Here is a 12,340-nt window from a genome sequence, read left to right as displayed (position 1 = left end):
AAAAAAATTTATTGTATGTTCAGGAAGCAGGATACAAGAAAAAGCATGATATTCAAAAATATCATCATAATAAATTGAGGTCATTTTTAATATTTATAGTTACAGAAGGAAATGGAAACATTTACTATGATGGTATGCAGAAAAAGCTCAAAGCGGGTGATATTGCGTTTGTTGACTGCTCAAAAACATATTTTCATCAGAGCAGCAAAGATGAACCGTGGGAATATGTGTGGCTTCATTTTTATGGAAAAGGGGCAGGATACTATTATAAAAGCATTACGGACAGTGTAGGTTTTGTTATACATCCCGCTGACACTTCACCATTTGTAAAATCTATATATGACATAATAAAAATATACACATTATCTGAATCTGTTCTTAAATCAGATATATCGGCTTCGGCTAAGATTATAAATATTTTAAACGATTTTTGGGAATATGGGAGTGATAATGGAACTGCAAGTGAAAATACAGAGACAAAGATTATTGAGATACATGATTATATAATGGATAATTATATGAACAAGATAACTCTGGATATACTTGAGGAAAAATTTTATTTAAGCAGATTTCATATGTCGCGGGAATACAAAAAAAAGTACGGAATAACGATAATCCAATATCTTACATCTCTGCGTGTAAGCAAAGCTAAACTGGATTTAAGATTTACAAACCGGAGTATAGAAGAAATAGCTGATGACTGTGGATTTAGCAATGCAAGCTATTTTGGAAAGATATTTAGAAAATATGAATCGATGACACCATCGGAGTACAGAAATACGTGGCTTGATTAAATACTTAAATAAGTTAAAAAATAGTGGAATCTCTCTAAAAAAAGATGTATTATAAATATATATATATCTTTACGGAGGAGCACTATGAAACAGAATGAGAAACTGTTTGGAAAGAGAAACGAGCACATGGCAGAATTTGATTATCTGACAGGACTTCCAAACAGGCGGGGACTTTATGAATTTTATGATATGCTTGAAAGTGATGCAGTCGTTCATGCAATGTTTATGGATATAGACAATTTTAAGCGGGTCAATGATATTTATGGACATAGCATGGGAGATGAGCTGCTCATTTGTATATCTAATCTTATTGAGGATAATGTATTTGGTTTTACATCAAGAATCGGCGGAGATGAATTCGTGGCACTTCTTGATGGCAATATGTCTGTCGAGGAACTTGAAAACACGGCAAAAGAATTATTAAAAAAGATGGAGGAACTTGATTTTAGAAAGGACATACTTTCTAATATTTCGCTTAGTATTGGAATTGTTACTAATCAGAAAGTGTCAATGCGGCTTGATGACATCTTACACAAATGTGATTCAGCAATGTATGAAGCAAAATACGATGGGAAAAACAGATATGTTTTCTACAGGGAAAATGACCGCACGATAATGCGTAACAGAAACATTGAACTGGAGATGTATGATGCATTAGAAAGTGGGCAGTTTGTAGTATACATGCAGCCAAAAGTGAATATGATATCAACCAAATTATCAGGTGCAGAGGCTCTGTCAAGGTGGAAACATCCACAAGACGGGATAAGAACGCCGGCTGTCTATATCTCATTATTTGAAAAAAACGGATTCATTTCAAAACTTGACCTGTATATGTTTGAACAGGTATGTAAGATAAAACAGAGCTGGAAAGGCAAAAAGTATGAGCATATTCCTGTATCTGTAAATATGTCAAGGCTGCATCTGTATAATAGAGAATTCCCTGACATGCTTGTCGAGCTTGCAGACAAGTATGGAGTGAAGCATGATGAACTTGAGATAGAGATAACAGAGAGCGTATTTGTCAAGGACAGTGAGGAACTTATAAGAAATGTCAAATTGTTAAAAGAGAGGCAGTTTATTGTTTCAATAGATGATTTTGGCTCAGGATTTTCAGCTCTTAACCTGCTCAAGGATCTTCAAGTCGATATAATAAAAATAGACAGGGAATTTCTTGACAGTTCAGGTGACGATGACAGGGGAAAAAAGGTTTTGAGAAATGTCATAAATATGTGCAAGGACTTAAAACTTGATGTTGTCACTGAGGGAATAGAGACAGAGGAACAGAGAGAGTTTATAGTAAGATGCGGATGTCAGATAGCACAGGGATTTCTTTATTCAAAGCCGCTTCCACTTGATGAGTTTGACAAATTTGCAAATGAATACATAACTAACGATGACACGAGCTATGTATTTAAACTTGATGGTGATATGAAGTCTGAAGATGGAAAATTTGAGGCATCTTCAGAGCACTTTAGCCACATTAAATATGATACAGGTATATTTAAAGGTTCAAAGGCATTAGTATTTCCGGGAGGACCTAAAGAAGAGGAGATTATTGAGATTCCGCATGAGATTTTGTCAAGTGACAGTTTCATGGTGTCAATGTGGATATATCCTAAAGAAGAACATTCGTGGAGCTGTGCATTATATGTCAAATATGAGACCGGATTTTTTGGTATGATACCACTTGCCTGGGAAGGACATTCATCTTTCCGTATAAGGGACTCTAAGGAAGTCGATGGCTGGTATGATACAAGCGGATGCAAACTTCAGGTCAATGAATGGTCGCATTATGTAGTAAGTTACAATGCAAAGACAGAAACAGCTTATGCATATATAAACGGAGAACTTGTAGGTGCACTTAAAAATGTACCCGGTAACCGTTATGCAAAGAGGATAGTTCTAGGTGGGGATGTTTTCCAGCCGTCATTTATCGGCAAGATATGCGAAGTGACATTTTACAACGAGATAAGAGACCATGACTTTGTATATGACCTTCATCAGTCATATGTGACAAGGGAGGATTTTATTGGATTTCAAATAGGAATCGACAAATAAAAGCTGCACAGCTTTAAAAAAATCAAGACAATAATAAAAAATAACCCATATTAAACAATGTTAAAAGAAATGTTGTTTAATATGGGTTGTTTTTGTATCTGTAAAAATTTAACACTGTCAAATAGCAAAGAGGATGGCGGATATTCGCTTGACTGTAGAAAAATGTGTATAGAATGAATATAGTTTTAAAAACTACATAAAATAGAAAAAGATACAATAAAACATTGACAACAAAACACCATAGGTTTATACTTGAATTAGTTTGATAATCAAACAAAATTTTGGATAGTGCGGATAAAGCACGGAAATGAGGGAAATATGGGAGAAAAGTTAAAAGCTCTCCGCATAGGAGATATGATAGCAAAGATTCCTATTATACAGGGGGGAATGGGAGTAGGCATAAGCCGTTCAAGACTTGCGGGGGCAGTCGCAGCAGAAGGTGGCATAGGTGTCATATCTACTGCCCAGATAGGCTATGATGAGGAAGGTTTTGAAAAGGACCAGGCAGGCTGTAATCTTCGTGCAATAAGAAAGCACATAAAAAAGGCAAAAGAGATAGCCGGAGGCAATGGACTTGTAGGTGCAAACATCATGGTAGCCTTAAAGCATTATAAGGAGCATGTAATGGAGGCGGTTGCAGCAGGAGCAGATGTTATAATAAGCGGAGCAGGACTTCCTGTTAAACTTCCAGAATATATTGGAAAAGCGTGCAGGACAAAGATAGCACCGATAGTCTCATCAAGGCGTGCGGCAGATATAATACTTAAGATGTGGGCGAGAAGATATGACAGAACAGCCGATTTTGTTGTGATAGAAGGTCCAAAAGCCGGAGGACATCTCGGATTTTCAAATGAAGAACTCGCAGACATTGAAAATATTGATTATGACAGAGAGATAAAAGATATCATCGAATGTACTAGAGAATACGGCAAAAGATATAATACGCATATACCTGTTATCGTTGCAGGAGGTATATTTGACCATGACGATATAATACACGCACTTGAACTTGGAGTAGACGGGGTACAGATAGCGAGCCGTTTTGTTGCCACAAAAGAGTGTGATGCATCGGATGAATACAAGCAGGCATATCTTGATGCAAAAGATGAGGATGTAAAGATAATCAAAAGTCCCGTTGGTATGCCAGGCCGTGCTATAAGAAATGAATTTATAAAGCGTGTTGAAAAAGAAAACCAGCCGGTAGATAAATGCTATAACTGCATGAAAAAATGTAATCCTAAAGAAGTACCATACTGCATAACAAAAGCACTTGTCGATGCGGTAAATGGAGATATAAACAACGGACTTATATTCTGTGGTGCAAATGTAGGACGCATAAATAAGATGACCACAGTACATGAACTTATGAGAGAACTTGTGGAGCCGTCAGAGGAAAGAGTGTATTCTCAAGATAGTAAGATACATGATATTCAGAATGTATATGAATCAATGGACAAAATGATAAGTTGATGCGGAGTGACAGTTCAGCCATAAAGATAAAAAGATAAGTGTCAATATCTGAGTTTGTTTATTGTATTGTCTTTTGGCTGAACTGTTACAATGCAGAAATGTAAAAAAGCTAAGTGGCTGTCGTATTAAATAAGCGGCAGCCGATTTTTTTTAATCTATACTGATATTATTTTCTCTTATATACTCACCAATTTTTAAATCTGAACCTAAGATATGGTTTGAAAGCCAGCTTAAAAGATAATTTATAAGCTCAAATAAATATGCCTGCTGGTGTTCGTCAATCTCATCAAGTTCATTGATATCAATATGGACAAGCTTGTCAACGAAAGCTGCGTGTGCCTTTTTCTGAGCTGCAAGTCCTGGATAAGATATTTTTTCCATAAGAGCTTCCTCATCGTTAAAGTGTGTTTCAGTATAAGTTTTGAGTTCATCAAGCAGATGCATGATCTCATCATATTTATCATGAAGAAGATTTTCATGTATAAGTTCATTAGTTTTTTCAATAATCTCAAAGAGATGGCGGTGTTCATCGTCAATAAGAGCGATATCTGTTTTATATTTGTCAGTGAATTCAAAAGGATTATCATTTTCAGCTTCTTCTGAATGGTCTGAAAGTTTACCTATCATAATATCACTGCCTAAGATATGTTTGTATAACCACTGAATGATATATACAAGAATGTCATTTAATGATTTTTTTGAAGCCTCATCAGAAGAAGTGTCGAGTTCAAAACTGTTGACCTTTTTTGCAAATGCCTTATGTTCCTTAATCTGGGATTCAAGCTCAGGATCATTTATTTTTTTCATATATGCTTCTTCATGAGCAAAATGAACATTAGCATAATCCTTTAAGTTTTTGATGAGATTGTTAGCAATGCTCTTAACATCATCGGTCTTATCAGCAAGAGCAATAGCATCATTTATCATATCAAATAACTTTTTGTGTTCGTCATCTATTTCCTTAATACCTATCATACAGTCCTTAGTAAATTCGTACATAAAAAATATCCTCCTTTGAATTTGTTTTGTGTTAATTATATAGTCATATTCATGGAGTTTCAAGAGGGATAATAAATAAGTTTCACATGTTTCCTTTGACTTACCATATCAAATAATGTATAATTTATTGTCGGATAAAATGTAACTACATTAAATATTTTTTATATAAAGAAAGGATAACGATTATGAGTAAGAAACCGGTTGTATTGATGGTACTTGATGGTTATGGATTAAATGATAAGACAGAAGGAAATGCTATTGCTCAGGCAAAGACACCTGTTATGGACAAACTTATGAAAGAGTGTCCATTCCAGAAGGGAAATGCAAGCGGACTTAGCGTAGGACTTCCTGACGGACAGATGGGTAACTCAGAGGTTGGCCATATGAACATTGGAGCAGGACGCATAATTTATCAGGAACTCACACGTATCACAAAGGCTATCGAAGAGGGAACATTCTTTGAGAATAAGGCATTACTTGCAGCAGTTGAGAACGCAAAGAAAAATAATTCAGACCTTCACCTTTTTGGCCTTCTCTCAGATGGTGGTGTACACAGCCATAATACACATCTTTATGGTTTATTGGAGCTTGCAAAGAGAAATGGTCTTGAGAATGTATATGTGCATGCATTCCTTGACGGTCGTGACACAGCGCCTACATCAGGAAAGGGTTTTGTAGAAGAACTTCAGAAAGAGATGGACAAGATTGGTGTAGGAAAGATCGCATCTGTACACGGTCGTTATTATGCAATGGACAGAGATAACAACTGGGACAGAGTAGAAAAGGCTTACAATGCACTTGTAAAGGGTGAGGGTGTTAAAGCTGATGATGCAGTTAAGGCAGTAGCAGACTCATACGCACAGGATGTAAATGACGAGTTCGTTGTTCCAACAGTTATCGAGGAGAACGGAAAGCCTGTTGCAACTATCAAAGCTAATGACTCAGTAATCTTCTTTAACTTCAGACCTGACCGTGCCCGTCAGATTACACGTACATTCTGTGATGAAAGCTTTGATAAGTTTGAGAGAGCGAACGGATTTATGCCTCTTACATTTGTATGCTTCACAAACTATGATGATACTATCGGAAACAAGCTTGTTGCATTTGAGAAAGAGAGCATTGAGAATACATTCGGAGAGTTCCTTGCAGCACACGATATGACACAGCTTCGTCTTGCTGAGACAGAGAAATATGCTCATGTAACATTCTTCTTTAACGGTGGTGTTGAAGAACCAAACAAAGGTGAGGAGCGTTCACTTGTAAAATCGCCTTCAGTAGCAACATATGACCTTAAGCCTGAAATGAGTGCACCTGAGGTAAGTGAGAGACTTAACGAAGCTATCGCATCAGATAAATATGATGTTATCGTTATCAATTTTGCAAACCCTGATATGGTCGGACATACAGGAGTTATACCTGCAGCAATAGCAGCAGTCGAGAAAGTTGACGAGTGTGTTGGAACAGCGGTAGAAGCAGTTAAGAAAGCTGACGGAGTATTATTTATCTGTGCAGACCACGGAAATGCAGAGCAGATGATAGATTATGAGACAGGAGCACCATTTACTGCACATACAACAAATCCTGTTCCATTTATCCTTGTAAATTATGATGATGCTTATACATTAAGAGAGGGTGGATGTCTTGCAGATATCGCACCTACACTTATCGAGGTGATGGGCCTTGAACAGCCAAAAGAAATGACAGGAAAGTCACTTCTTATCAAAAAATAGTTACTATGGTTCATTGTGTGAACAGTACAAGTAATGCATGGAAGAACTGATAAATTTGGAAAAAATATATTGAAATATGTATAAGATTATGATAGACTAGATTAGTACAGTGTTTTTTACTGTACTGGTCAGTTTATAACAATAAATTTCTGACAGTGCAGGAGATTTATTGTTTGAGTTTTAATTGAATGGAGGAGCATAGTCGATGATTAAGACAATTCATGGAATTTTATTGATTCTATACATTATCGTATGTGTTGCACTTACAGTTGTAGTTATTCTTCAGGAAGGCAAACAGGCGGGACTTACAGGAGCTATCAGTGGAGCAGCAGAGTCTTATTGGGGAAAGAACAAAGGTCGTTCCATGGAGGGCGGACTTGTTATGGCTACAAGAGTTCTTGCAGTATTATTTGTTTTGATTTCACTTTTATTGAATCTTAGTATTTTTTCATAAAAGAAATTACCAAAAATGGATTGCTATATGGCAATCCATTTTTGGTATGTAAGATTAAAAATAATTTATTGGAAGATAATAATTACAAATATGGGAAAGACAACAAAAGCCAATAAATAAGATAATATAAGCGAAATTGACATTAGTTAAAGTGTAGCAGCTTTTTCTAATGCTAATTGAAAATGGGGGAAGGGAGTGTTACAATATATACGAAAGATAATGTATATTATTTGAACGGAGAATGTTAATGATAATTGAATAGAAAGTAGACTTGAAACCAGAGTTATCTTATGAAAACTGTTACAAAAACGCGGAATAATAACATAAAAAGAAATAGAGATTTCATCCCAAATTTTAAAGGAGGTATGAACTATGACAGCAACTAGAAAAGAAGCTATTGAATTATTAGAAAGAGTGCCAGAAGATAAATTGACTTATGTTGTTCAGATTTTAAGTGGTATTGATGGTTTAATAAGTATATCAGACAGACGGACAGGGAAAATTGATTTAGATCAGTTTGTTATGCCTACAACAGAGCGTGGCAGAAATGCAGATGAATATATAAGGGAGATGAGAGATAATGACAGACTTTAAAAGAGTGTTTGTTGATACAACACCTATTATATATTATCTTGAAAACAGTCCTTTATATTCAGAGGTTATAAAGAGGTTCTTTACAATGTGCATAGAAAAAATATACAGGTTGTTACTTCTGCCATAACAGTAGAAGAGTATCTTGTATATCCGTATTCAAGTGGTCAAATAGATTTTGTAGATAATTTTAAACGATTCTTAGATTACATGAATGTTGAAATTATAGATATAAATTCAGATATTGCAGAACAAGCATCTAAACTTAGAGGACAGTATAAGGGATTTAAAGCAATGGATGCATTACAAATATCATCAGCGATTGCATCCAGATGTGATATGTTTTTTACTAATGATAAGCAGTTAAGGCAGGAAAAAGAAATCCCTTGTATGACAATGGAAGATTTACGATAATAAACAAAGCACTAACGGAAAGAGATATATCTTTCTGAAGGTGCTATTTTTAACCTTGCAACACTTGAAAAATATTTTTTGGCATTAGGCTTTGAATGATACAATCTTAAAAAATGGGGAAACTCAAAGATTTAAGAAATGGACAATGTGCTTAGGATGTGCTACAATTAACGAAATATACAGAAATGTAATGAAATGACAGTAAGAACTGTTGGAAATGTACCCAAGCATTGGAGAAATGCTTGATTTGAAAGGATTTGATATAATGATAGCAATAATAGATTATGATTGCGATTACCTTTTGAAAGTTACAGTAAATAAAGCATTGTAAGGTACATAATAAGCAAATTTTCTGATTATACTAATTATTTACTAAATACGAAGCCTTAAATGCATACCAAAATTAAAATTGAATATAACTTAGGACATCTAAATAAGTCTATATACTTGTATTTATTATGAGTATGTAGGCTTATTTTAGTGCCTTAAAATACAGACATAGAAAAAAATACATACTAATGGCTTTAAAACATTTATATAAGCCACAGAGAGCGTCAGAGTGCCATGATATGATCTGATTTTGAAATGTAAATTTCATTAGAAGAAAAACAACAGGAGGATAATGAATGTTTGGAATGGTAACACGATATTTTAATGACAAAGGATATGGATTTATCCGTGGAGAAGATGGCAAGTCTTACTTCATCCACAAATCTAAGCTGAATGGCGAATACATTGAAAGAGGATATTATGTATTCTTCAGACAATTTGTAAGTGACAGAAGCGACTATAACGCAGCGGATATATCTGTAATTGATGCACCAGAAGGGAAAAGGCAACATGGCAAAGGTAATAAATAATATGGATGATTTGGCTATTGCATTACAACCGACACTAAAGAAAATGGTTGATGGCATGGCACAACGAGTATATGAAACTTTGAACTTCTTTCTGCAAAGATATTATGATTCATACGATCCAGTATTTTACCGTAGACAATATGACTTTCTAAGGTCAGGATTTAAAGTTGATGCAAGAATTATCAGAGGTAAGGCGGTAGCATCGGTGTATATTGATACAGATTATATGAGCAATTACTATGGTGTATCTGGTGAACAGGTCGCAACATGGGCGAATGAAGGTCTGCATGGTGAAAAAAATCTTGGAACTAATACACCTCATGTATGGGATGAAACAATGGCAAATACAGTAGACAATGGAGCGTTGGTAAGCAGTATTTTACAGAAGTTAAGAATGTAGCATAAAGGCAAAGGGGAGGGGCAACCTTCCCCGACTATAAGAGAGGTAAAGCGAAATGTATACAATATCAGATATTTTAATGGATATAGAAAGAGGTTGTCTTGCTAACAATATGATCGAGGATAGATTTACATACAGAATTGTATATTTTGTTAATGATGGAAACAACGGAAAGAAGTTTTATATTGACAGCTCATACAGAGATTTACAGAAATCATTAGAAAGCATTATCAGAGGAAATTTAACATTGACCAATAATATTGTCATAGCAGAAACAACAGTATTAAAAAGAGGAAAATGTACTTGTTTGCAAAGCAAATCATATTCATTCAGTTTGGAAGAATATTTTAAGTGTATCAAGGGAGAGTGTAACAGTAACAGAAATCTTTATAGCAGATATGCAGGATAAAAGGGAAGGCAGGTAAATATTATGATTACATCAAAATTTTTCAATATGGGACAGATAGTAGTAACAAAATCAATCAATGACTTAATGGCTGCGGAACAGAAATTTGCAGTTGAAGTTACAGTTGCATTACAGAGATATGCGGTTAAGGACTGGGGCAATTTGGATGATGAAGATAAACAGACAAATGAAGAAGCCTTGAATTATCCAGATGATTTGTATGTAATGGGTGTTTATGAAACATCAAAGGGAAAAATCTGGATTATCACCAATAGAATCTCCGAAAAGGTAGGAGATAACGCAACGACAGTTTGTTTTCCCGATGAACGATAAACGGAAACAATGCAGAAATAAAAGGGGCAGTTTAAAAAATGGCTGTCCTCAATGGAAAAGAGGTTGATATTATGGCTTATGTACTGACGAATGGAAGTTATTATGTAAGAATGACCGCAACTGGAGGAGTAGCGAAAACAAAAGATATAAATGAGGCACGAATATATCTGACTACTGAAAAAGCAAAAGAAAGAATGATAAAATCACCGGGCAAAACAAATGGATATTACATACAGGATATAGAAACAAATGCAAAATATAAATTGAGCAGAGGTAAGGGGAGAATCAATTTTCCTAAAGAAGTAAGAGAATTGATATATGATACAGCAAAAGGCAGATGTGCTTTATGTGAAAAAAAGATAACCTATGACAAAATGACATTAGACCATATTGTGCCACTTGCTATGAATGGTGCAGATGATGTAAGCAACCTTCAATGTACTTGTGAGGCTTGTAATCGTTTTAAAGGTTCAGTTCTGCCAGATGATTTTATGGAGCGTATAACGGAAATATTCTTGTATCAGATGGATAAAAAGCAAGGTAAGCGGTTATTGTGGAAGATTACGCATAAACTATTAAATAAGATGGTATAAGAGAAAATCGGCATTAGTTGGAGCGTCAAACTCTTTCTAATGCTGATTGAAAAATAGGGAAAGGAGTGTTATAATATACACAGAAATCAATGTATATTTGTATGGAGAAGATGTTAATGATAAATTATAATAAATTGATGCAGAAGTTAAAAGATAAAGGCATAACGACATATATTATAAGACAAAAAGGCTTAATTCCACAGGGAATACTTACGAAAATGAAAATGTGTAGTGGGGATTCGTGGGAAGATATTGAAAAGAATATAAAGGAATACAATGAAAAGCCAGAGAATGTAAAAAAGGGAAGAGTGTTTGCTGGTGGCGATGTATCAACAAAGACGATAGAAGATATATGTCAGCTTTTACAATGTCAGCCACAAGACTTGATAGAATGGAAAGTTGACTTAAAGCCTGAATTATCCTATGAAAATCGCTATAAAAATGTAAAATAATCGGTTGATAAGAAACATGAAATTCATCCGAAATTTTAAAGGAGGTATGACCTATGTTAGCAGCAGTAAAAGGAATCGTAAAAGGTAACACAGTTGTTATTGATGATGAAGATATAAGAGATTATGATGGAGCAGAGGTTATTGTTACTCTGTTGAACTATCCACAGAGAAAAGCAAAGAAAGCACCTGTTGATTGGGATAGTTTTGTTATTCCAAGCGAAAGAGGTTTGCATGTTGATGAGTATATGAAGGAGATGCGAGAGAATGACAGATTATAAAAAGGCATTTGTAGATACTGCACCATTCATATACTTTATTGAAAAGGACGAAAATAATCCACAGTATTATGATAAGGTAAAGAGCTTTTTTAGTAATGGATATGAGGCAGACAAAAAGTTTGTAACTTCTGTAATTACAATGGAAGAATATTTTGTATTCCCATACAGAAACAAATTATATTCATTCATTGATATGTTTGATAGACTTGTGGAAACTACAGGAATGGAAATTGTAGAGGTAAATCAAGAGATTGCTAAAAAGGCAGCTCAAATAAGAGCAGAATATAAAGGATTTAAAGCAATGGATGCTATCCAGTTAGCAGTTGCGTGTCTTACAAAGTGTGATTTATTTTTGACAAATGACAAGCAATTAAGGCAATTCAAGAAAATAAAGTGTATTACAGTTGATGAACTGGAATAACAAACAAAGCACCAACAGAAAGAGACATATTGATATGCCCCTTGTCAAGTAGACAGGTAAAATATCTAAAATTAGGTGCTGATGATG

At 34.9% G+C, this 12,340-nt stretch carries 16 protein-coding genes; 15 read left to right on the top strand and 1 reads right to left on the bottom strand.

The window, feature by feature from the left end; translation table 11 throughout:
* The 3 genes from KQI69_RS04340 to KQI69_RS04330 form a co-directional block, all read left to right on the top strand.
* Positions 1-794, top strand: a 794-nt coding sequence (locus KQI69_RS04340; protein WP_216564098.1) for an AraC family transcriptional regulator, incomplete at its 5' end; no start/stop codon positions are given.
* 84 nt (positions 795-878) lie between these two features.
* A complete protein-coding gene (locus KQI69_RS04335; protein ID WP_216564097.1) occupies positions 879-2,852 on the top strand; it encodes an EAL domain-containing protein in 1,974 nt (657 codons plus the stop codon).
* A gap of 318 nt (positions 2,853-3,170) precedes the next feature.
* Positions 3,171-4,322, top strand: coding sequence for a nitronate monooxygenase family protein (locus KQI69_RS04330; RefSeq protein WP_216564096.1), 1,152 nt, complete (start codon positions 3,171-3,173; stop codon positions 4,320-4,322).
* A gap of 150 nt (positions 4,323-4,472) precedes the next feature.
* On the opposite strand, the gene KQI69_RS04325 is transcribed toward KQI69_RS04330, so the two are convergent.
* On the bottom strand, positions 4,473-5,321 hold the full coding sequence (locus KQI69_RS04325) for a bacteriohemerythrin (RefSeq protein ID WP_216564095.1): 849 nt from the start codon (positions 5,319-5,321) through the stop codon (positions 4,473-4,475).
* Positions 5,322-5,506: 185 nt separating this feature from the next.
* On the opposite strand from KQI69_RS04325, the gene gpmI reads away from it, so the two are divergent.
* From gpmI to KQI69_RS04265, 12 genes are all read left to right on the top strand, one after another.
* On the top strand, positions 5,507-7,051 hold the full coding sequence (gene gpmI / locus KQI69_RS04320; RefSeq protein ID WP_216564094.1) for a 2,3-bisphosphoglycerate-independent phosphoglycerate mutase: 1,545 nt from the start codon (positions 5,507-5,509) through the stop codon (positions 7,049-7,051).
* Positions 7,052-7,256: 205 nt separating this feature from the next.
* Positions 7,257-7,505 (top strand): preprotein translocase subunit SecG, encoded by a 249-nt coding sequence (secG, locus tag KQI69_RS04315; RefSeq protein ID WP_022223667.1) that lies wholly within the window; start codon positions 7,257-7,259, stop codon positions 7,503-7,505.
* 372 nt (positions 7,506-7,877) lie between these two features.
* Positions 7,878-8,099, top strand: coding sequence for a hypothetical protein (locus KQI69_RS04310; protein WP_216564093.1), 222 nt, complete (start codon positions 7,878-7,880; stop codon positions 8,097-8,099).
* Between the two features lie 87 nt (positions 8,100-8,186).
* Positions 8,187-8,510, top strand: coding sequence for a PIN domain-containing protein (locus KQI69_RS04305; RefSeq protein WP_216564092.1), 324 nt, complete (start codon positions 8,187-8,189; stop codon positions 8,508-8,510).
* Between the two features lie 626 nt (positions 8,511-9,136).
* Positions 9,137-9,370 (top strand): cold-shock protein, encoded by a 234-nt coding sequence (locus KQI69_RS04300; protein WP_216564090.1) that lies wholly within the window; start codon positions 9,137-9,139, stop codon positions 9,368-9,370.
* Positions 9,351-9,770 carry a hypothetical protein gene (locus tag KQI69_RS04295; protein ID WP_216564089.1) on the top strand — a complete coding sequence of 140 codons (420 nt, stop codon included), beginning with the start codon at positions 9,351-9,353 and terminating at the stop codon, positions 9,768-9,770. Before KQI69_RS04300 ends, KQI69_RS04295 begins: the two co-directional genes overlap by 20 nt.
* A gap of 55 nt (positions 9,771-9,825) precedes the next feature.
* Positions 9,826-10,179 (top strand): hypothetical protein, encoded by a 354-nt coding sequence (locus KQI69_RS04290; protein WP_216564088.1) that lies wholly within the window; start codon positions 9,826-9,828, stop codon positions 10,177-10,179.
* Between the two features lie 21 nt (positions 10,180-10,200).
* Positions 10,201-10,509, top strand: coding sequence for a hypothetical protein (locus tag KQI69_RS04285; protein WP_216564087.1), 309 nt, complete (start codon positions 10,201-10,203; stop codon positions 10,507-10,509).
* 38 nt (positions 10,510-10,547) lie between these two features.
* On the top strand, positions 10,548-11,102 hold the full coding sequence (locus tag KQI69_RS04280) for an HNH endonuclease (RefSeq protein ID WP_216564086.1): 555 nt from the start codon (positions 10,548-10,550) through the stop codon (positions 11,100-11,102).
* Between the two features lie 116 nt (positions 11,103-11,218).
* Positions 11,219-11,554 (top strand): helix-turn-helix transcriptional regulator, encoded by a 336-nt coding sequence (locus KQI69_RS04275; RefSeq protein ID WP_216564085.1) that lies wholly within the window; start codon positions 11,219-11,221, stop codon positions 11,552-11,554.
* 53 nt (positions 11,555-11,607) lie between these two features.
* On the top strand, positions 11,608-11,832 hold the full coding sequence (locus KQI69_RS04270; protein WP_118443991.1) for a hypothetical protein: 225 nt from the start codon (positions 11,608-11,610) through the stop codon (positions 11,830-11,832).
* Entirely contained in the window at positions 11,819-12,253 is a 435-nt protein-coding gene (locus KQI69_RS04265) for a PIN domain-containing protein (protein WP_216564084.1), read from the top strand. The genes KQI69_RS04270 and KQI69_RS04265 overlap by 14 nt, the downstream gene beginning before the upstream one ends.
* Positions 12,254-12,340 lie beyond the last annotated feature (87 nt).

This window comes from Eubacterium sp. MSJ-13, assembly GCF_018918235.1.
Taxonomy (GTDB): Bacteria; Bacillota; Clostridia; order Lachnospirales; family Lachnospiraceae; genus Butyribacter.
The sequence above is the reverse complement of the archived record's forward strand: the minus strand, read 5'-3'. Positions and strand labels throughout refer to the sequence as shown.